The sequence below is a fragment of the Pseudonocardia sp. EC080619-01 genome, assembly GCF_001420995.1.
In the GTDB taxonomy this organism is placed as follows: domain Bacteria; phylum Actinomycetota; class Actinomycetes; order Mycobacteriales; family Pseudonocardiaceae; genus Pseudonocardia.
Genome location: NZ_CP012184.1, coordinates 968,996 through 988,258 on the forward strand (window position 1 = coordinate 968,996; position 19,263 = coordinate 988,258).

General features: G+C 72.4%; 20 protein-coding genes. 13 read left to right on the plus strand and 7 right to left on the minus strand.

Going from position 1 to position 19,263, the window contains the following annotated elements:
* Positions 1-11 precede the first annotated feature (11 nt).
* From AD017_RS04430 to AD017_RS04440, 3 genes are all read left to right on the plus strand, one after another.
* Positions 12-653: a TetR/AcrR family transcriptional regulator gene (locus AD017_RS04430; protein WP_168170501.1), complete on the plus strand. Its 642-nt coding sequence runs from the start codon at positions 12-14 to the stop codon at positions 651-653.
* Between the two features lie 68 nt (positions 654-721).
* The gene (locus AD017_RS04435) at positions 722-1,525 is read left to right on the plus strand and encodes a MerR family transcriptional regulator (protein ID WP_060573048.1); all 804 of its coding nucleotides are present in this window, start codon (positions 722-724) and stop codon (positions 1,523-1,525) included.
* A complete protein-coding gene (locus AD017_RS04440) occupies positions 1,522-2,754 on the plus strand; it encodes a cytochrome P450 (protein ID WP_060573050.1) in 1,233 nt (410 codons plus the stop codon). Before AD017_RS04435 ends, AD017_RS04440 begins: the two co-directional genes overlap by 4 nt.
* Before the next feature lie 9 nt (positions 2,755-2,763).
* Here the strand turns inward: AD017_RS04440 and AD017_RS04445 are convergent, their stop codons facing one another.
* Both AD017_RS04445 and AD017_RS04450 read right to left on the minus strand, forming a co-directional pair.
* Positions 2,764-3,585, minus strand: coding sequence for a S9 family peptidase (locus AD017_RS04445; RefSeq protein ID WP_010226988.1), 822 nt, complete (start codon positions 3,583-3,585; stop codon positions 2,764-2,766).
* Positions 3,586-3,606: 21 nt separating this feature from the next.
* Positions 3,607-4,032: a hypothetical protein gene (locus AD017_RS04450; protein ID WP_139323820.1), complete on the minus strand. Its 426-nt coding sequence runs from the start codon at positions 4,030-4,032 to the stop codon at positions 3,607-3,609.
* A 141-nt stretch (positions 4,033-4,173) separates the two neighbouring features.
* Between AD017_RS04450 and AD017_RS04455 the strand changes: the two genes are divergently transcribed.
* Positions 4,174-5,073 (plus strand): NADP-dependent oxidoreductase, encoded by a 900-nt coding sequence (locus AD017_RS04455; protein ID WP_060573052.1) that lies wholly within the window; start codon positions 4,174-4,176, stop codon positions 5,071-5,073.
* 32 nt (positions 5,074-5,105) lie between these two features.
* Here AD017_RS04455 and AD017_RS04460 read toward each other — a convergent pair whose 3' ends face one another.
* Positions 5,106-5,714, minus strand: coding sequence for a DUF4232 domain-containing protein (locus AD017_RS04460; RefSeq protein ID WP_227012654.1), 609 nt, complete (start codon positions 5,712-5,714; stop codon positions 5,106-5,108).
* A gap of 175 nt (positions 5,715-5,889) precedes the next feature.
* On the opposite strand from AD017_RS04460, the gene AD017_RS04465 reads away from it, so the two are divergent.
* Entirely contained in the window at positions 5,890-6,750 is an 861-nt protein-coding gene (locus AD017_RS04465; protein WP_060573056.1) for an alpha/beta fold hydrolase, read from the plus strand.
* A 98-nt stretch (positions 6,751-6,848) separates the two neighbouring features.
* On the opposite strand, the gene AD017_RS36015 is transcribed toward AD017_RS04465, so the two are convergent.
* Positions 6,849-7,139, minus strand: a complete 291-nt coding sequence (locus AD017_RS36015) for an HNH endonuclease (RefSeq protein ID WP_227012655.1) — start codon at positions 7,137-7,139, stop codon at positions 6,849-6,851.
* Between the two features lie 17 nt (positions 7,140-7,156).
* A complete protein-coding gene (locus tag AD017_RS04470; RefSeq protein WP_227013359.1) occupies positions 7,157-8,113 on the minus strand; it encodes a DUF222 domain-containing protein in 957 nt (318 codons plus the stop codon).
* A 204-nt stretch (positions 8,114-8,317) separates the two neighbouring features.
* On the opposite strand from AD017_RS04470, the gene AD017_RS04475 reads away from it, so the two are divergent.
* Positions 8,318-9,055, plus strand: coding sequence for a helix-turn-helix transcriptional regulator (locus AD017_RS04475; RefSeq protein WP_075314074.1), 738 nt, complete (start codon positions 8,318-8,320; stop codon positions 9,053-9,055).
* 12 nt (positions 9,056-9,067) lie between these two features.
* On the opposite strand, the gene AD017_RS04480 is transcribed toward AD017_RS04475, so the two are convergent.
* Together AD017_RS04480 and AD017_RS04485 are read right to left on the minus strand one after the other, a co-directional pair.
* Complete coding sequence (locus AD017_RS04480) at positions 9,068-9,439, minus strand: hypothetical protein (protein WP_010227003.1); 372 nt, start codon at positions 9,437-9,439, stop codon at positions 9,068-9,070.
* Positions 9,436-10,596, minus strand: coding sequence for an LLM class flavin-dependent oxidoreductase (locus AD017_RS04485; RefSeq protein ID WP_060573061.1), 1,161 nt, complete (start codon positions 10,594-10,596; stop codon positions 9,436-9,438). Before AD017_RS04485 ends, AD017_RS04480 begins: the two co-directional genes overlap by 4 nt.
* Positions 10,597-10,788: 192 nt before the next feature.
* Between AD017_RS04485 and AD017_RS04490 the strand changes: the two genes are divergently transcribed.
* The 7 genes from AD017_RS04490 to AD017_RS04520 all read left to right on the plus strand — a co-directional run bounded on the left by AD017_RS04490 (position 10,789) and on the right by AD017_RS04520 (position 19,256).
* Positions 10,789-11,100, plus strand: coding sequence for a hypothetical protein (locus AD017_RS04490; protein WP_010227007.1), 312 nt, complete (start codon positions 10,789-10,791; stop codon positions 11,098-11,100).
* 61 nt (positions 11,101-11,161) lie between these two features.
* Entirely contained in the window at positions 11,162-11,938 is a 777-nt protein-coding gene (locus AD017_RS04495; RefSeq protein WP_060573063.1) for an SDR family NAD(P)-dependent oxidoreductase, read from the plus strand.
* A gap of 197 nt (positions 11,939-12,135) precedes the next feature.
* Positions 12,136-14,721, plus strand: a complete 2,586-nt coding sequence (locus AD017_RS04500; protein ID WP_060576225.1) for a Z1 domain-containing protein — start codon at positions 12,136-12,138, stop codon at positions 14,719-14,721.
* Complete coding sequence (locus AD017_RS04505) at positions 14,718-15,710, plus strand: PD-(D/E)XK motif protein (protein WP_082399055.1); 993 nt, start codon at positions 14,718-14,720, stop codon at positions 15,708-15,710. The genes AD017_RS04500 and AD017_RS04505 overlap by 4 nt, the downstream gene beginning before the upstream one ends.
* A complete protein-coding gene (locus AD017_RS04510) occupies positions 15,707-17,578 on the plus strand; it encodes a hypothetical protein (RefSeq protein ID WP_060573067.1) in 1,872 nt (623 codons plus the stop codon). The genes AD017_RS04505 and AD017_RS04510 overlap by 4 nt, the downstream gene beginning before the upstream one ends.
* Positions 17,575-18,471 (plus strand): hypothetical protein, encoded by an 897-nt coding sequence (locus AD017_RS04515; protein ID WP_060573069.1) that lies wholly within the window; start codon positions 17,575-17,577, stop codon positions 18,469-18,471. Before AD017_RS04510 ends, AD017_RS04515 begins: the two co-directional genes overlap by 4 nt.
* Positions 18,468-19,256, plus strand: a complete 789-nt coding sequence (locus AD017_RS04520; RefSeq protein WP_060573071.1) for a DUF6339 family protein — start codon at positions 18,468-18,470, stop codon at positions 19,254-19,256. Before AD017_RS04515 ends, AD017_RS04520 begins: the two co-directional genes overlap by 4 nt.
* Positions 19,257-19,263 lie beyond the last annotated feature (7 nt).

A 19,263-nucleotide genomic window follows, 5' to 3' on the forward strand; every position in this document is an offset into this window, starting at 1 on the left:
AGGGGGCAGCGGTGGACGGTGGCACGGACACGACGCCGGGACTGCGCGAGCGCAAGAAGCTCGCCACCCGGGAGGCCGTCCGTGCCGCCGCCGTCCGCCTCGCGGTGCGCGACGGCATCGAGGACGTGACGGTCGAGCGGATCGCGCAGGAGGCGGACGTCTCGCTGCGCACGTTCTTCAACCACTTCCCGCACAAGGAGGACGCGGTCCTCGACGCCGTCCGGGTCCGCGCCGCCGAGCTGATCACCGAGTTCCGCCACCGGCCGACGGCGGAGCCGGTGCCGGTCGCGGTGCGGGAGGCCGCGCTCGCGGTGATCGACCGCGACGACGTGCTCGGGCGTGACCATCTCGCCGCGCTGCGGCTGGTCCGGCGCGCCCCGTCGCTGCTCGCCCGCCAGATGACGGTGCTGCACGAGCAGGAGGAGGCGCTGGCGGCCGCGATCGCCGACCGGCTGGGCGTCGACCGGTCCGGATCGGCGGGTTCGTCCGTCCCGGACGTCCTGGCGGCGATGGCGCTGGCCGCACTGCGTGTGGCACTGGACCGCTGGCTCGCGCGGGACACCGGCGACGGCACCGCCGCGGCCGAACGGGCCGCCGCGCTGCGACAGGAGATCGACGCCGCGCTGGAGCTGCTCGCCGTCACCCGGGAGTGACCCACGTCACCATCCGGTGGGGTCCCCGTCCTTGACCATGCCCCGACGGCACGGTCTGAACTGGCGTCATGGCCTGGAGTACCCGAGAGATCGCCGAGCTCGCCGGCACCAGCCTGCGCGCCGTCCGGCACTACCACGACATCGGGCTCCTGGAGGAGCCCGAGCGACGCTCCAACGGCTACAAGCAGTACGGAGTCCGCCACCTCGTCCGTGTGCTGCACATCAAGCGGCTCACCGACCTCGGGTTCTCACTGTCCCAGATCGCCGCCATGGGCGACGCCGACGACCACCCGGAGGAAGCCCTGCGCACCCTCGACGCCGAGCTCGCGGCCACCATCGAACGACTCCAGCGCGTCCGGGTCGAGCTCGGACTCATCCTCCAGCGGTCCGCCCCCACCGACCTGCCCCCGGAGCTGGCCCCGGCCGGCGCCGAGCGGATGTCCGAGGCGGACCGTTCGCTGGTCGTGGTCATGACCCGGGTACTCGGCCCGCAACGCCTGCAGGCCTACGCCGACATGTTGCAGGACACGCCCACCACCCCGCTGGACGGCGAGTTCGACAGCCTGACCGCCGACGCCGACGAGGACGTCCGCCAGGGCCTCGCCGACCGGCTGGCCCCCCACATCCGGGCGCTGCACCGGACCCATCCGGGCCTGGCCGGCCCCGACTCCGACGCGCCGCGCGGCGCGCGGTACGTGGCGCGCACCGTCGGCGCCGCGATGCGGGACCTCTACAACCCCGCCCAGATCGACGTCATGCGGCGCGTCCAGGAGCACCTCGCCGGCGATCCGGCACACCTCGACGACGCCGACCCGCCGGGGGACGGCACCGTGCGCGCCCCCGCCGCCACACCCCGAGGGAGACGACCATGACCACGCACACGACCGACGACCACACGGACCCCCTCGCGGGCACCGGCTGCCCGGTCGCACAGTTCCGCGCCCTCCGGGAGCGGGGCCCGGTCGTCGACACGGCGATCGTCGGGACCCGCACCACCGTCATGGTCACCGGGCACGACGACGTCCGCGCCGTCCTGACAGATGCGCGGTTCCGCTCCGACGCGGGCACCGTCGAGGGGGCGGAGGACGCCGCCGCGGCGATGTTCGCCTTTCTCGGGCTTCCGCCGGACGTGGACTACCTCGGGCGCGGCCTGCTCACCCGGGACGGTGCCGACCACAGCCGGTTGCGGAAGCTCGTCTCCCGCGCCTTCACCGTGCGACGGGTCAACGGCCTGCGCCCCCGCGTCGAGACGATCACCGAGCGGCTGCTCGACGACGTCGCCTCGGCCGGCGCCGACGGCTCGGCCGTCGATCTCGTGACGGCGCTCGCCCGCCCGCTGCCCATCGCCGTCATCTGCGAGCTGGTCGGGGTGCCCGAGGACGACCGCGACCGCTGGGACCGGCTGGGCCGGCTGCTGATCGACCCCGATCCCGAGCGGATGCCCGACGCGGTGCGCGCCGTCGTCGCGCAGATCGAGGAGCTGATCACGGCCCGCCGGGCCGAACCGGCCGACGACCTGCTCACCGCGCTGGTCGAGGTGCACGACGACGACGGCGACCGGCTCACCGAGCGCGAGATGGTCACCATGGTCTTCGACATCGTCACGGCGGGGTTCGAGACGACGGCGCACCTGGTCGCCAAGGCGGTGCAGGCGCTGCTGACGCGCCCGGACCAGCTCGCCGCCCTCCGGGCGGAGCCCGGGCTGTGGCCGCAGGCGGTCCACGAGCTGGTCCGGATCTGCGGTCCGATCCCGGTGACCGTGCCGCGATACGCCACCGAGGACGTCGACATCGACGGCGTCACCGTCCCCGCCGGTTCGACCGTGATGGCTGCGCTGCTGTCCGCGAACACCGATCCCCGTGTCCTCGACCGTCCCGAGGAGCTGGACGTCCGGCGCGACCCCGGTCGCGGGGAGGGCCACGTCGGGTTCGGTCAGGGCGCGCACTACTGCCTCGGCGCGGCGCTCGCCCGGCAGGAGACGGAGGTCGTCCTGCGGGCGCTGTTCACCCGGTTCACGGCACTGCGTCTCGCGGTGGACCCCGGCCCGGAGCCGTCGCAGCTGGGGTTCCACCGGCTGGCCGAGCTCCCCGTCCGGATCTGAGGGTCCGGTTCAGCCGCGACCGCCCAGGTGCCGGGCGAGGAACCGCTCCACGGCGCGGAACAGGGCGATCCGGTTCTCCGGGTCCTCGATCGTGTGCCCCTCGTCGTCGAAGACGAGGTACTCGACCTCGCGCCGCCGCGCCCGCAGCGCGTCGACGACGAGGGCGGACTCGGCCGGCGCGACCCGCGGGTCCTGCGCCCCCTGAGCGATCAGCAGCGGGGTGCGGATGTCGCGCACCCGGGTCACCGGCGAGCGCGCCAGCATGGCGTGCTCCTGGTCCGGGTCGTCCGGGTCCCCGATGTGGCGGAACCAGGCGGCGGCCGTCGCCGGATCGTCGTGTTCCGGCACGCTCCGCAGGTAGTTCGCGAGGTTCGGGATGCCGGAGTGCGCCACCGCGGCCGCGAACCGGTCCGGGGTGAAGGCCACACCGGCCAGCGCCGCGTAGCCGCCCCAGGAGCTGCCGGCGATCGCGACCCGGTCCGGATCGGTGTGGCCCAGCTCGACGACCCGGTCGACGGCGTCGAGGAGGTCCTCCGGCACGGAGACCGGCTCCCGGTCGCCGACCTGCAGGACCGCGTAGCCGCGGTTCGCGAGCAGCTGCACCACCGCGCCGTCGCCGCACCGGGGCCCGAGCCAGGGCCGGTCCTGGACCAGCAGCACGGTCGGGAGCCCGCGCGGTTCGATGCCCACCGGGAGTGTGAGGGACGACGGCAGCGCACGCCCGTCCCGCGCCGCGAGCGTCAGCGGGGTCGTCGGCACCGGCGTCCGTGTGCCGGGCGCGCGGTGCGGGGAGAACAGGTCCTCGACCGGGATCGGGTCGGGCAGTGCCATGGTGCGGTGCCTCTCTCCCCGTCAGGCCGGGGTGACGCGACGCGTCGACGTGCGGCGGGACGCCCCGGCCACGACGAGGACGGCGAGGACGGCCGGCAGGGCGCCGGCCGCGACCGTGGCGAACGACGCCCACCAGGGGGTGCCGTCGGCGGGGACCCACCACGTGACGACGGACCGGGCACCGAGGGCGGCGGCGACGGCGAGCAGACCCCCGGTCGCCGACGAGAACCGCTCCCCGTACAGCAGCCGGAGTCCGGTGACGGCCAGCCCCGCGGCGACCGCGATCCCGGTCGCCATCGGCGGTGCCAGGACGGCGCCGGCCACCACGAGGACGACCACGGGCACGGCCGAGCAGGCGACGCCCGCCGGGCCGCCCATCCTCTCGAGCAGTGCCGTCGTCGCCCGGACGGCGTCCTCCGGCGTCGGGTTCCTGTCCGTCACGCTCATCGTCGTCGCCCCCGGTCCGCTGTGCTGCGACGAGGAGATGCCGTGCCGCCACGGCACACTCAAGCCGTCTGTGACCGGAGTCACCGGCGCGGGGGTGGGCGTAGCGTCGCCCGCGACATGATCGAGAGCCGAGGACGGTGTATGCGGGGCTACGGATTCCTCCGGCCGGGCGGGCCGGAGCAGCAGGCGTTCCTGGACGTCCCGGAGCCGGAGGCGGGGCCGGACGAGCTCCTCGTGCGGGTGCGCGCGGCCGGGGTGAACCCGGGCGACTGGCGGGTCCGCGAGGGCTCCTACGGGGTCGAGGGCCCGGCGGTGCTCGGCCGCGAGGTCGCCGGCACCGTCGTCGCCACCGGTGACGGGGTGGCCGGGCTCGTCCCCGGCGACGAGGTGTTCGGCGGGTGTCCCGGCATGCTCGGCGGGTGGGCGCCACTGGCGCGGGTCACCGCGTCGTTCGCCGCGCACCGGCCGGACGCGGTGACGCCGGAGCAGGCCGCGGTCCTGCCGGTCGCCGCCGGGACGGCGTGGGACACGCTCGAGAACCTGGGTCTCCCGCCGGGTGCGACGCTGCTGGTGAACGGCGCGGGCGGCGGCGTCGGGCTCCCGCTGGTGCAGCTCGCCCGCCTGCGCGGGCTGCACGTCGTCGGGACCGCGAGCCCTGCCAAGCACGACCTCCTCGCCCGCCTCGGGACCACGCCCGTCACCTACGGCGAGGGCGTCGCCGACCGGATCCGGGCCGCGGCGCCCGGCGGTGTCGACGGTGCGCTGGACCTCGTCGGCGGCGACGCGCTGCGTGCCGTCGCGGGTCTGGTGCCGCGCGGCCGGCTGTACTCGGTCGCGGACAAGCCCCTGGTCGCCGAGCTCGGCGGGAGCGACGTCCCGCGCGACCGCAGCACGGCCGTGCTGGCCGGGCTCGCCCGGTTCGTCGCCGCCGGGGAGCTGGACCCGCTGGTGCGGGAGGTGCGCCCGCTGGACGAGGCGGGCGCCGCACTCGCCGCGGTCGAGGGCGGGCACGTCACGGGCAAGATCGTCCTGGTGCCGTAGCGCGGCTCCCGCGCCACGACACCGGGCCGGGCTCAGACCGAGCCCTGCTCCACCGGGCCGATGTAGCTGCCGGGCCGGGTCGCGCCGTCCTGGCGCTCCACCGGGCCACCGCGCCACGGGATCGTCGTCGACGTCGTCTCGTCCGGCGCCGTCACGACGACCTCGGTCGGTGTCCAGCCGCCGCCGGACAGCGTCGTGATCGTGGTGATCCCGGTGCCGCCCGGCTGCAGCGTCACCGGCGTCGCCTCCTCCGACGAGCGCGGCAGCGAGTACGACGGCCCGAACGTCGGGTCCTCGGGTCCCCGCAGGTCGACACCGCCGAAGCCGGTCATCGTGCACGGCTGGTCCGAGGTGTTGCGCCAGGCGAGGATCGTGCTCTGCTGTCCGGTGCCGGTCGGCTGGTTCACCGTCGCGGACAGGTCGGCGGTGGTGCAGCGGTCCGCGGCCTGCTCGGCGGACCCGCCGCCCTCCTGCCCGGACTCCTGCTCGCCGGTCGAGGCAGGGGTCTCCGGAGCCGCCTGCTCCGACGACGGCGCCGACATCTGCCCGGCCGCCGAGGACCCCGCGTCCCCGCCACAGCCGGCGAGCAGGAGGCCGGCGGCGAGCGCCCCGGCCACGATCGAGATGCGTCTGGTTCTCATGTGGACACCCTCCGGCGTGCACCGATCGACCGCACGACGGCACGGGCATCTGCACCCGTCCGTGCACGGCAGCTGCCCGCGCGGCTCCGATCTCGATGGACGCGGCAACCCGGGACACGCAGGATCGTGCCCATCCCGATCGGCAGCGGCCCGATCCGTACAGACAGGAGCGACGATGGGTGCGGATCCCGCCGTCGGCGCGGACATCTGGACGAGCGAGGCCGGTGCGGCCGCGGTCCGGGAGCGCTACGAGCAGCACCTCGCCGGCTGGCCGGTCCCCGTCGCGCGCTACGAGCTGGCGACCTCCTACGGACGGACGTTCGCCCTGACCTGCGGCGACGACGACGCCCCGCCGGTGGTGCTGGTGCACGGGTCCGGCGCGAACAGCTCCGTGTGGGGTGACGGGATCGCCGGGCTCGCGGCCCGGCACCGCGTCGTGATGGTCGACCTGCTCGGGGAGCCCGGGTTCAGCGACCCGGTCCGTCTCGACCTCACCACTCCGGACACCGCGGACTGGCTCGCGCAGACGCTCGACCTGCTCGGTGTCGGGGTGACGGCCGTCGTGGGCATGTCGCTCGGCGGGTGGACCGCCGTGGACCTCGCCACCCGTCGTCCGGAGCGGGTGTCGCGGCTCGCGGTGCTGTGCCCGGCCGGGATCGGCAGGCAGACCCTCGGGAAGGTCGCCCCCGCGTTCCTGCTGAACCTGCTGGGCGCCCGCGGGCGCCGCCGCTCGGCGGAGATCGTCACCGGGCTCGACGCACGTGCCCACCCGGACGTGCTCGACGAGATCGACCTGCACTTCCGGCACTTCCGCCCCCGGACGGAGCGGATCCCGGTGTTCGACGACGCCGCGCTGCGCCGTCTGACGATGCCGGTGCTCGCCGTGCTCGGCGAGCGCGACCGGGTCTTCGACCCGGTGGGGACCGGGCGACGGCTGACCGGGCTGCTGCCCGACGTGCGGGTCGAGGTCGTGCCCGGTGCCGGGCACGCGCTGCTCGGACAGGTCCCGCGCATCGCAGAGTTCCTCGGCCACTGAGGACGCATCGGGAGACCTGACCTGACCGAGCCGTCCCACCCGTCCGGCGACGCCGTCCGGGCCCGGTGGGAGCTCCGCGCCGGACGGGCCGGGGCGCGTCATCCGGGTGCGAGGTAGGTGTGGCCCGTCGGGGTCGTGGTGCGGACCCTGCCGTCCGGCCCGCGGGCGACGCGCCAACCGGCCTGCTCGCGGACGTGGTTGTGGAACTCGCACACACCCCTGCCGTTGTCGAGCTCGGTCGCTCCCCCGTCGGCATCGCGGTGGATGTGGTCGACGTGCCGCACCGGGGCGTCGCAGTACGGCTCGGTACACCGATTCCCCGCGCGCGCTCGGACCAGGCGGGCGAGGAGACCGGTGAAGGTGCGCTGGCGGGAGTCCCCGCCGATCACGACACCGTCGGAGGTGATCAGGCGGCGCAGGGTCTTCCTCCCCTCGCTCGTGGCCAGGAGGTCGACCGGGACCGGACCGTGGCCGGGATCTCCGCCGGCAGCGGCGAGTCCGGGTCCAGCAGTGCCTCGACCGGGACGACGACCTGGACCTCGACACCCACATCGGTCGCCACGGCCTGGCCGGTGACCCGTTCGACGAGGGTATCGGCCATGACCTGACCACGAGTCCGGGTCAACGGTGCCGGGTTCACCGACACCTCGGTGAACGCCTTGTTCAGCGCGGCAAGACACGCCACACCCTGCTCCACCGGCAGATACGCGGTCAGATACGTCATCGCATCCGGCGCCGGGCGCAACGTCACCCGCCGCTCGGCACGGGCGGACTCGACCCGGGCGAGGAACTTCTCCGGCGCCACCTCGGCGGCGAACCGGCGGGCGAGATCCTGCAACCGCCGGATCCCCAGCCGGGTCAGATCGTGGCCGGCCAGACGAACATCCACCGCAGCACGTTCGGCGCGGTCCAGATCCGAGCACGCGGCCACCACCGCCGCCACCTTCACCGCGCTCAACTCACCGGCACCGAACAACCCACGAACATGATCGAGACCGTCGTGCAGATCCCGGGCCGTACTCACCCGACGCCGCGCCTCGGCCGGCGACACCCGACAGGCCAACCCGACCTGCGCCACCACACCGCGCTGCAACCGATCCGGATCGACCTGCCCGGCCGCGATGCCGTTCTCGACATGGAGCCGGGCGAACGCCCGCACTCGCGTCGCCTGCAACGCCGCCAAGGAGTGCTGCACGGATTCGAGCTGCTGGATCTGATCGATCAACTCCGCCTCGGAGACACCGGACAGGTCGTCGAGCGCGGCCTGCTCCACCGCCAGCTGAACCAGCGCCAGATCGACCTGCGGGAACCCCGGATCTCCGGCGGGGAGGCCGGTGCGTGGGGGTTCCTGGACCGCGGTCATGTGGTCGATCGTACTCGAACATATGTTCGATCCGCTAGTAACCGTTCACTCCCGCACACCTTTGAGCTGCGAAGAAATTTCCGACGGGTCGTGTCACGGCCACCGCGCCGCCGACCAGGTCACCCGTCAGTCACCGTCGCCGGTCCCGCCGCACGGCGGGCTATGATCGCCGACACACCGTCAGCGTGGGAGGTGTCGGCCAGGATGCGTGCGGCTACGGCGACGGCGTTGCCCGCCGACCGGCTCGGCCAGGTGTTCACGGTGCTGGAGCGGGTCGACCGCGCGCGTGACGTCGGCGAGCTGGCCGAACTGGTGCTCGAGGCGCTCGGTTCGGTCCTCGGCTTCCGCAACACGACGTTCTTCGCCGGCTCCACCTACAGCGGCCTGTTCCGCGACCCGGACCCGCTGCTCAACGGCCGTCAGCGCAGCATGATCCGTGAGTACCGCGAGCGCTGGTCGGACCGCGACGTGTTCGCCCAGCCCCGCGAGTCGGCGGTACTGCACCGCACGCACGCCGCCGCGGTCGACACCCGTGAACCCACCCCTGCTGCCGACCGGCCGTACCTGTCGTGGCTGGCCCGCAACGGGCTGGAGAACCTCGCCGCCGTCCGGGTCGCGCCCGGCGGCGGGCAGGCGCTGTTCGGGATCTTCGGCCCGAGCGGCACCGTCGGCCCGGCCGAGCTGGCCCAGCTGCGGCTCCTCGGCCGCCAGCTCGACGCGATCGCCCGGCACCTGCCCGAGCACGCGACGGCGGCCCCGCCCCCGCTGCCGCCGCGGCTCGCCCAGACGGCCGAGCTCGTCGGACGGGGCATGACCAACGCGATGATCGCCCGGACGATGGAGCTGTCCGAGGACACGGTGAAGAAGTACGTCAGCCGGTTGCTGGAGCGCACCGGGGCGCGGAGCCGGACCGAGCTGGCGCTGGTACTGCGCGGCAGCTGATCCGGCCGCGGCTCACCCCAGCGCCGCGAACAGCGGGGCCAGCTGCCCCGTGTCGACGTACTCCTCGATCCGGACCACCCGGCCGTCGTCGTCGACGTGCACGGCCAGCGCCGCCGGGGCGCGGAACGTACCGCCGTCGGGCAGGGTCCCGCGGAGCGTGTACTGCGCCCAGGAGACCGGTCCACCGGTGTCCTGGGCGCGGACCTCGTACATCCCGAAGTCCGGTACGACGGACCGGATGGCACGCACCGAGTCGAACGTGGCGGGGAGGGTCGGGGCCTCCACCTCGTCGAACGAGTGCCAGGTGACCGATCCGGGCGCGAACAGCGTCTCGCCGGGGTCGAGGGTCATCAGGGCGTCCACCACCCGTGCCGCAGGGATCACCGGGCACGCTCCTTCTCGTACTTCTCGGTCATGTGCGCGACGGCGTCGAGCTGGGCCTTCGAGTATCCCTCGCGGACCTCGGTGGCGCGACGGGCCGCGTCGACGGTGGGTTCGGACTGCCCCTGGAAGTGCGGCGCGACCTCCTCGGCGAACAGCTCGAACGAGCGCCGGGTGGCCGCCGGACCCGCCCAGTCCTGCCCCATCAGCAGCAGCGTGCCGAAGCTGCCGGCCTGGTCGACGAGCCGCTGCACCTGGGCGCGCGCCTGATCGGGTGTCCCGATCACGCCGATGCCGGCCTCGTTGATGAACTGGATCATCTCCTTGACGTTGTCGCCGGAGACGGCCATCTGCGGGAACGCGGCGACCTTCTGGAAGTAGCCGAACCAGTGCTCGATGCCCTGCTCGACCTCGCGGTAGGCCTGGTCCTCGGTCTCCGCGACGTGGAACGGGCTGACCAGCCGCCAGCCGGAGCGGTCGACGGTCGTCCCGGCCGCGGCGGCCCGCTCCTCCATCACGTTCCAGTGGTGGGCGAGCGCGTCGAAGCCGTCGGCACTCAGCGTCGCACCGATCGACAGCAGGCCGAGCCCGTGGGTGCCGGCGAGCCGCGCCCCGGTCGGCGACGCGACGGCCGCGACGGCGATGTCGAACAGCGGGTCGGAGAACGGTGCGAGCTGCAGCCGGGCGTCGATCAGCTCGTGGGTGCGGGTCGTCGCGGTGACCGACTCGCCCCGGAACAGCCGCAGGATGATGTCGAGGTTGACCTCGAGCAGCTCGCGGGTCTCGGTCGGGTTCAGGCCGATCATCGCCGAGTCGGTGGGGAGCGAACCCGGGCCGACGCCGAACAGCGTCCGGCCACGGGTGAGGTGGTCGAGCTGCACGATCCGGTCCGCCACCCACAGCGGGTTGTGGTACGCGATCGAGGTGACGCCGGTGCCGAGCTTGATCCTCCGGGTGCGCTGCGCCGCGGCGGCGATCATCAGCTCCGGCGAGGCGTAGATCTCCGAGCCGGCCGAGTGGTGCTCGCCGAACCACGCCTCCTCGTAGCCGAGTCGGTCCAGGTGCTCGATGAGCTCCAGGTCGCGCTCCATCAGCAGCGTCGGGCTCTTGCCCGGTGCGTGCACCGGGGCCAGGAAGATGCCGAAGTTCAGTCGGGCCATCTCAGGTGTGCCTCTCGTCGGGCGGTGCGCCGTCGCACCGCGCGGCCGTGGTGCCGATCACGGTGCAGCCGCGGCGGGCGCGGCACGAGTGCACGAAAGGAGACACCGCGCCGTCCCCCTCCGTGCACTCCCGTACGGCGCCGGCGGCGGCTACCGTCCGGGCGACAGCACCCCGACCCCCGGAGGACGACGATGTACGTCCGGATCACCGCGGACACCGCCGAGCTCGTCGAGCCGGAGAACGTCCGCTCGTTCCACGCCGTCGTCCCCGCCGGGTTCGACGCCGGCGCCGTCGAGGCGGCCGTGGCGGCCTCGGACGTCGGGACGGTCACGCCGGACGGCGAGCACGTCCTCGTCCGGGTCGACGCGCTGCGCCGCCTCGCGGCCGGCCGGGTGCCCGCGGGCTGGGACGACGATCTCGCCGGGATGGTCGCCTACGCCGCGACGAAGGGCTGGACCGACGAGGACGGCACCGCGGTGCGCGCCCACGTCGAACGGGAGTGAGCCGGCACGTGCACCTTCGTGCACTGTCCCGGCCGCCGCGCCCCGCCCTACCGTTCCCTGCATGACCGACTTCACGGGCAAGGTCGCCCTGGTCACCGGCGCGGCGTCGGGTATCGGCGCCGCCGTGGCACAGCGGCTGCGCACGGCAGGGGCGAGCGTGCTGCTCGCCGACATCGACGCCGGCCGGCTGGCCACCACGGGGGACGACGACCGCCGACGCGGCGTCGTCACCGACGTGACCCGCTCGGCCGACGTGGCCGCCGCCTGCGCTGCGGCCGTCGAGGAGTTCGGCGGCCTCGACCTGGTGTTCAACGTCGCCGGCGCCGCCACGCTGGGCACCATCCTCGACGGCGACGAGGACGACTGGCGGTCCACCGTGGACCTCGTCCTCGGCGGCACCTACCTGACCACCCGGCACGGCGCCCGGGCCATCCGCGACACCGGGCGCGGCGGGGCGATCGTCAACGTCGCCTCGCTCAACGCGCACGTCCCGCTCTACGGCGGGAGCTCCTACGCCGCAGGCAAGGCCGCCGTCGAGGTGTTCACGAAGAACGCCGCGCTGGAGCTCCAGCGCCACGGGATCCGGGTCAACGCCGTGCTGCCCGGCCTCGTCCGGACGCCGCTGACCGCCGGGTGGTTCGACGGCGGACCGGTCGAGCAGGACTTCGCGAACCGGATCCTGATGGGGCGGGCCGCCGATCCCGACGAGCTGGCCGGGCCCGCGCTGTTCCTCGCCGGGCCGGACGCGTCGTACGTGACCGGGACCAGCCTGGTCGTCGACGGTGGGTGGGAGATCACGAACTACCCGGACATCTCGGCGGCGGTCGAGGGCGGCTGAGCTCTCCTCGCCCTCGACGCATCGGTTCCGATCTCCTTCCGCGACAGCACCGGACACCACCACCAGGGCTCTGTAACGGGTCCCGGCCGGCGAACGGTAATCACCCCGCAGGGTGAGCCGATCACGCAGCGCGAGCCGATTTCGATAGCCTCTCGCTTCGAGATCGGCATGGCGAGGGGCGCGAGGTGGCGGACGGCGTGACGGACGAGCAGGTCGAGAAGATCTACAAGATCTTCCTCAAGTACGCGGACACCAGTTCGCCCCAGGAAGCGCTGGACGATCTGCAGCTGATGGGGCAGCCCCCGGAGATGATCAGTGCGATCCGGGAGAAGCACGAAGCCGAGACCGTACGCATCCGGAACCTGGACGAGCCGCCGTCGGTCTGGTTGGACGGACGTATCACCTGGTACACGGGCCCGGACATGGCCAAGGACAGGAACTGGCCCGCGATCAAGGCCGCCATGGAGAAGAAGGGCTTCGGGGACGCGAACATCGCCTCGGTCGACGCCTCCTCCACGAAGGTCCTCGCACTGCTCGACCACCCCAAGCAGGACTCGTACCGCACGCGCGGCCTGGTCGTCGGCTTCGTCCAGTCCGGCAAGACCACCAACTTCACCGCTGTCATGGCCAAGGCGGCCGACCGTGGCTACAAGCTGTTCATCGTGTTGTCCGGCATCCACAACACGCTCCGCCGGCAGACACAGGTCCGTCTCGCGGGCGACCTCGTCCAGGCGAACCCCGGCAAGTGGCACGAGGTCACCACCGACAGGCACGACTTCGTCCCGCCCGGCAACCCGAAGGCGTTCTTCGCCGCCAAGGACCAGCACCTGCTGCTGGTCGTGAAGAAGAACGCCACCGTCCTCCGGAAGCTCCGAACCTGGCTGGCGTCGGCCGGCGAGTACCTCGAGAAGTGCCCGACGTTGATCATCGACGACGAGGCCGACCAGTCGACCGTCGCCACCTCCAAGATCAACCCGTTGCTGTTCGACGTCCTCAACAAGTTCCCCAAGGTCGGCTACATCGGCTACACGGCCACGCCGTTCGCCAACCTCCTGATCGATCCTGCGGACGAGAACGACTTCTACCCGCGGGACTTCATCGTCAACCTGCCGCAGCCGACCGGTTACCACGGTGCGGAGGTCCTCTTCGGACGCGAGCTGCTCCCCGGTGAGGACGCCTCGACCCTCGACGGCGGCTACGACATGATCCGCACCGTTCCGGACGCCGAGATCGACGAGCTGAAGCCGAGGAACAAGAAGGAAGCGGTCGACTTCCACCCCGGCGCCGCGCACTCGCTGCGACGCGCCGTGGAGTGGTTCTGGCTGGCCACGGCCGCCCGGAAGGTCCGGGGCGGCGGGAACCCGCACTCGACGATGCTGATCCACACCACGACGGACACGGTCGTCCACGAACGCTTCGCGGATCCGCTGCTCGATCTGCGCGCGCGGACCCTTCGCGACCTCGACAGCGGGAACACGACCCTGCTCGACCGTCTCCGGACCACCTGGGAGAAGGAGACGGCGCGTGTACCCGCCGCCGATTTCGGTGAGGCGACCGTGCCGTTCGACGCGCTCCTCCACCACCTGCACGGTGTCGTCGGCGACACGAAGGTCGTGATCGACAACTATCGCAGCACCGACCGCCTCGACTACGAGTCCGGCCCCGTGACGGCGATCGCCGTGGGCGGCAACACCCTCTCCCGCGGGCTGACGCTCGAGGGCCTGGTCTCCAGTCTGTTCGTCCGTGCGGTGTCGGCCTACGACACGCTCCTGCAGATGGGCCGCTGGTTCGGCTACCGCAACCACTACGGCGACCTCCCGCGCATCTGGATGACCGACGAGCTGCGCGGATGGTTCAGCCATCTCGCGACCGTCGAGGCCGAGATGCGGCAGGACATCAACCGGTACATGAACCCCGGCGTCGATCCGCTCAACTTCGCGGTCCGTCTCCGTACGCACCCCAAGATGAGCATCACCACCAAGGCCAAGATGACCAGCGCGGTGAAGGCCTCGGCCGCCTTCGGCGGATTGCTGGTCGAGTCGCGCTTCTACGACGTCTCCCCCGACGCCGGGGCCTGGCTGGCACGGAACGCGCAGGCTGCTCGAAACCTGGTCACGGCGGCGGCGAAGGACGGCGACGCCGCCTCCACGAACGCCGAGTCCGCACTCTTCACCAAGGTCCCGCACGAGGACGTCCTGGACTTCCTCGACGGCTACTCGTTCCACGAGCGGTCCTCCGACGGCGACAGCAGGCGCATCGCGGAGTACATCCGCAGGCGGGTCCGGAAGGGCGCGCTCGGCCGCTGGAGCGTCGGTGTCGTCGGCAACTCGCTCCCCGGCGCCGACACCAAGCGCTGCGACTTCGGCACCGGCGTCGACGTCCGGATGGTCCGGCGCTCCCGCCTGCACACCGACGCCGACACCGAGTTCGACGGGGTCGCGGACATCAAGACCCTCACCAGCCGACGGGACGAGGCGCTCGACCTCGCCGCCGACCACCCGAGCTCGCTCACCCGCAAGGATCTGGTGACCCTGCGTCGACAGCAGCGCCCGACCGAGGGCCTCGTCCTCCTCTACCCGATCGAGCCCCGCTCGGAGCCTGCCCGGCTCAAGAACCGTGTTCCGCTGGACGCCCCGACGGACGACGTCGTCATGGGCGTCGCCTTCGTGTTCCCCGAGCCGGACGGCAAGGACTCCGAGGTCGAGTACATGAGCGCAGACCTCTCGAAGGTCGTCGTCGAGGAGGAGGACGACTCCGTCCTCGAGGAGCAGGACGACGAGTGAGCCCTGACGGTACCCGGCTCGACACACTGTGGACAGCTGCGCTCTCGACGTCGGCGACGTCCCGCTTCCGTACGGCGAGCTCAGGGGTCGTGACCCCGCACGGACCGGTGCTCGTCGCGGTGCGCGAGGACGACGTCAGACACCTGCTCGTCCCGATCGACGCGAGACACAGCCTGAAGGAGGACGTCGACGGCCGGTCCGTCACCCTCCGCCGACGGGTCCTGGAGGACGAGTCGAGCTACCGCACCTACGCCGCTCTCGCGCTGGTCGACGATGGACCGGGCGACCTGTTCCGCGCTCTGTGCGTCGAGGTGCTCGCGAGGATCGAGGCGGATCCGGACCGGGCCGTGGCCGCGCTGCGTCGCACACTGACGGACTGGCGGGCCCTGTTGTCCGGCGCACGCCGCACTCTCGGCCCCGCCGAACTGGCGGGACTCTTCGGAGAGCTGTTGCTCCTGAGCGAGATGCTCGACGACGACCCGGGTGCCGTCGCGTTCTGGACCGGACACTCCGGATCGGCCCAGGACTTCCACCGGAGCGCGATCGCACTGGAGGTCAAGGCCACCACCGCGGCGGAGGGACGGAAGGTCCGCATCCACGGTGTCGGACAGCTCGACGGCGGGGACGCGATGCGGTTGCTGCTGACCTGGGTCCGGCTCCGCACCGACCGCGGGCGCTCGGTGCCGGACCTGGTCGACGCCTGTCTCGCCCGGACGGACGACGAGGGTGCTCTCCTCACGGCGTTGCGCGACGCCGGCTATCTCCCGGCCGACCGTGCGGTGTACGCCGGGAAGGTGTTCGACGTCGTCGAGCGTCGGACGTTCGAGGTCGGCCCCGGATTCCCCCGCATCACGGCATCGGGCCTGGCGGGCGACGCCACCCTCGCCGGCATCGGCGGTGTCCACTACGACCTCGATCTCGACACCGCCACCGCGACCGACACGATCATCGACGGTGACGCGGCACGCGCATTCCTGGAGCACTCGTGACGACCCCACGCTGGTGGTCCCAGCCGTTTCCGCCGACCGGAGCCATCGCGTCGGAGGGGATCCGCAACCAGCTCGGGCGCCCGCCGGTCGATCCGCTGACCGTCTTCGTGCGCGAGACCGCGCAGAACTCGTGGGACGCACGACTCCGGACGAGCCCGATGGCGACCACCTACCGGTTGGAGCTCACCACGGTCGCGCCGATGCACCGACCGAGCTGGGAACGGCTGCTCGGTCCGCCGGCGCACACCGAGCAGCATCTCGGGGTCGGCCGGGTCGTCCGGACGCCCGACCTCAGGCTGCTGTCGGTCGTCGATCGCGGGACGAAAGGACTCGGCGGCCCGACCCGCGCCGACGAGCTCGCACTGGACCGGAAGGACTGGGTGTCGTTCGTCCTCAACGTCGGTGAGAAGCGCGACACCGAGCAGGGCGGCGGCACCTACGGCTACGGCAAGGCCGTCCTGTACCGGCTCTCCAGGGTCGGCACGATCCTGGTCTACACCCGGACCGAGGAGGCGGACGGAACGCTGTCGTCACGCCTGATCGGAATCGCCCTCGGGGAGTCGTTCGACAGCAGTGAGCGGGTCGGCGAGCAGTCCCGACCGTTCACCGGTCGGCACTGGTGGGGCGACGTGCAGGGTGATCATGTCGAGCCGCTGCGAGGACCGGAGGCCGACTCGATCGCCCGCACCCTGGGGCTGCGCCCGTTCGTCGACGACGAGACAGGGACGACACTGGTCGTCCTCGATCCCGATCTCGACGAGACCGACGGTGTCGAGGAGGTCGCGCAGCACCTGGCGCGGACGATCTCCTGGCAGCTGTGGCCGATCATGCTCACCGAGCGCGGGCACGACCGCCTCCACGCCGAGGTCGTCGCGGACGGTCGCACGTTCGCGGTGCCCGACCCCGCGGACACCTATCCGCTGGACATGTTCGTCGCCGCGTACCGCAAGCAACGTGACGGTGAGGGCTCCGTTCTCGAGTGCCTGCGACCGCGGCGGAAGCTGGGGCGGTTCGCCGTCGAGGAGGAGTGGGTCGTCCCGATGCCGAAGGACTCGGCGTCCCTCGCCGCCGAGTGCGCAGGAGTCCCGTCGGATCCGCATCACGTGTGCCTCATGCGATCGCCGGAACTCGTCGTCCGCTATCTGCCGGGCCCGGAGACGGGGTCGGTCAACAAGGCGTACGCGGGGGTGTTCCGTGCGGTCGACGATCTCGACGACGTGTACGCCGCGGCAGAACCCCCGACCCACGACAACTGGGTCGACGAACAGCTCAGCGGCCACGACCGCACCTTCGTACGGACGACCTTCCGGCGCATCAAGGACGCGCTGGAGGGCTTCCGGGCAGCCGCCGTCGTGACCCGTCAGGCGGGCAGCGGTGTCCCGCTGGGCGCCGCGAGCACCTTCCTCGGCGGGATCGTCGCAGCGGCCTTCGCGGGACCGGACGCACCGGAGGGTGGCCCGGGCGGCGGTGGAGACGCCGGCAGATCGGGCTCCGGAAGGTCGTCCGGAGGTCGCCGACCCTCCCCGGGAACCCGCGATCGGATCCGGGTCGGGCCCGTGTCCGATCCTGCTGTCGACGAGCGCGACGGCCGTGTGGTCCTCGTCCAGCGCTTCTCGGTGACCGGTCCCGGCCCGGCACGGCTGCAGGCGTCGGTCACGATCGGACTCGGTGACCGCGCCAAGGAGACCGATGCGCCCGCGGGCGCGTCCCGTCCTCAGGTGTGGTTCTGGGCGACGCCCGCAGGGCCGGTCACGGGCGACGTCTGTGTGGTCGACAGTCCGTCCGAGGTGGACCTCGTGGTCCTTCCCGTGGTCGACACGATCACCGACATCGCCGTCGTCGGGGACCGGGCGGAGGCGTCGCCATGAGTCGTGCGTTCCCGTACCGGAGGCCTCCGGCCGACGTCGTCGGGTGCGGGCCGTGGCTGCGGGTCGGTGCGACGACCCTCGACGAGGTCGGCACCGATCTCCCGGACTGGGACTACGGGACCGTGCTGCGGCTCCGTCGGCCCATGCGACTCGACGGTCTCCGGGCACGGGCGGCGACCGGACTCGGCGCCGATGCCGAACTCGATCTGTCGGTGCACTGGTCGTCGACGAGTTCGGCGCTGCGGGACCGCGTCTGGCGTGCGCCGGTCCCGTCCGCCGACGACGTCGACCTGGAGGTCGAGTTCGAGCTGCCCGGCGGCGAGCTCGGGGGGCGGCTCGATCTCTCCACCGTTCTCACGTTGCGCTCGGCCGGGCGGGAGGTCGGTTCACCGGCGGCGCCCCGTCGACCCGGCAGCGTCCTGTGGCGCGACGTCCATCCGGTCATGCTCCAGGGAGACGCCGTCCTCTTCCCCCTGTCGGTGGTCGACTTCGGCGCTCTGCCCTATCCGACGGGTGCGGCCTGGCATCTCGAGCTCGGTCACGATCTGGAGGCGCAGGCACTCGGTTCGATCCTGCTGTTGGCCAACGAACGCAGGGAGATCGTCACCGGTGCGTTGGCCGCCGCGGCGGACCCGGGCGATGCCGACCGGCGCGTCCTCTCGGCGGTCCGCACCGACGTGATCCGGTCGCTGGTCGAACGCGCGCTCGTCGACGACGGATTCGACCTCGACGAGGACTACCCCGTCGGCTCGATCGGAGCGCTCCTCGCCGCCGTCCTACGGGCCACCTTCCCGGATCGTTCGCCGGAGGCCCTGCGCGTCGAGCGCCGCCACGACCCGATCCTCTTCACCACACGTGTCCAGCACGCGACAGAACTACTGGCGGGGCCATGAGCATCCTCTATCCACGGCTGCTCGACCAGGCCGCCCGTGACATGCACTACCGCTTCACGACGATGTCGGTCGAGCAGTTGCGTGAGCTGCGGGCGTTCGGGCATCCGTCGGCGGTGTTCGCCGCGACCGGTGGGCAACGGGTCCCGGCGGGGTACCTGGAGGAACTCCGCGAACAGATCGTCAAGGCCGCGGAGGAGGCGGGATTCCCTGCGGCGGCCCGACGCGGCTCACATGCGGAGTTCGACCGAGTGGTCGCCCAGCTGCTGCACGAACGGTGCGGGCTGGTCGCCGCCGAAGCCGCCGTCCGGCCGATCTGGGCGTTCCTGGCTCTCGTGGTCCTGCCCGACGTGTCGTACTGGCGGTTCCCCGATCCCCCGCCGGATCGTGTGCTCGCGACCGACATCACCCGGCACGTATGGGGTCGTCTGTGGTGGCGGGCCCACCTGCTGGTGCTGCCCGAGGAGTTCGCCGACCGGTATCGACTGCTCGCCACGTTCGGCGAGGCGGACTTCGACCAGATCTACGCCCGTCGGTCGATGCTCGGCGGCAGCCGCACCCTGATCAGGGCGATCGCCGAGACGTGGCCGACGATCGACCGGGGCGGGCTGCAGAGCCGCGATGTGCTGAGGGATCTGCTCAAGCGACTGCTGCGGGTGGCTCCGGTCCTCGAGTTCGACGCGCTCGACGATCTGGAGTTGCGCGACCAGATCCGCTGGGAGGCTAGGAATTCGGTGCTGGAGCTGCGTCGCGCCGGGGTCGGGAGTGATCGCCCCGTGGACCGTTGACCGGTCT

What these genes read in the sequence shown, in the direction of transcription:
- AD017_RS04460 (WP_227012654.1), bottom strand. Translation starts at nt 5,714, where the DNA reads ATGAGAACCAGACGCATCTCGATCGTGGCCGGGGCGCTCGCCGCCGGC.
- AD017_RS04515 (WP_060573069.1), top strand. Translation starts at nt 17,575, where the DNA reads ATGAGTCGTGCGTTCCCGTACCGGAGGCCTCCGGCCGACGTCGTCGGG.
- AD017_RS04450 (WP_139323820.1), bottom strand. Translation starts at nt 4,032, where the DNA reads ATGAGCGTGACGGACAGGAACCCGACGCCGGAGGACGCCGTCCGGGCG.
- AD017_RS04520 (WP_060573071.1), top strand. Translation starts at nt 18,468, where the DNA reads ATGAGCATCCTCTATCCACGGCTGCTCGACCAGGCCGCCCGTGACATG.
- AD017_RS04475 (WP_075314074.1), top strand. Translation starts at nt 8,318, where the DNA reads ATGCGTGCGGCTACGGCGACGGCGTTGCCCGCCGACCGGCTCGGCCAG.
- AD017_RS04440 (WP_060573050.1), top strand. Translation starts at nt 1,522, where the DNA reads ATGACCACGCACACGACCGACGACCACACGGACCCCCTCGCGGGCACC.
- AD017_RS04465 (WP_060573056.1), top strand. Translation starts at nt 5,890, where the DNA reads ATGGGTGCGGATCCCGCCGTCGGCGCGGACATCTGGACGAGCGAGGCC.
- AD017_RS04490 (WP_010227007.1), top strand. Translation starts at nt 10,789, where the DNA reads ATGTACGTCCGGATCACCGCGGACACCGCCGAGCTCGTCGAGCCGGAG.
- AD017_RS04445 (WP_010226988.1), bottom strand. Translation starts at nt 3,585, where the DNA reads ATGGCACTGCCCGACCCGATCCCGGTCGAGGACCTGTTCTCCCCGCAC.
- AD017_RS04495 (WP_060573063.1), top strand. Translation starts at nt 11,162, where the DNA reads ATGACCGACTTCACGGGCAAGGTCGCCCTGGTCACCGGCGCGGCGTCG.
- AD017_RS04435 (WP_060573048.1), top strand. Translation starts at nt 722, where the DNA reads ATGGCCTGGAGTACCCGAGAGATCGCCGAGCTCGCCGGCACCAGCCTG.
- AD017_RS04485 (WP_060573061.1), bottom strand. Translation starts at nt 10,596, where the DNA reads ATGGCCCGACTGAACTTCGGCATCTTCCTGGCCCCGGTGCACGCACCG.
- AD017_RS04455 (WP_060573052.1), top strand. Translation starts at nt 4,174, where the DNA reads ATGCGGGGCTACGGATTCCTCCGGCCGGGCGGGCCGGAGCAGCAGGCG.
- AD017_RS04470 (WP_227013359.1), bottom strand. Translation starts at nt 8,113, where the DNA reads ATGACCGCGGTCCAGGAACCCCCACGCACCGGCCTCCCCGCCGGAGAT.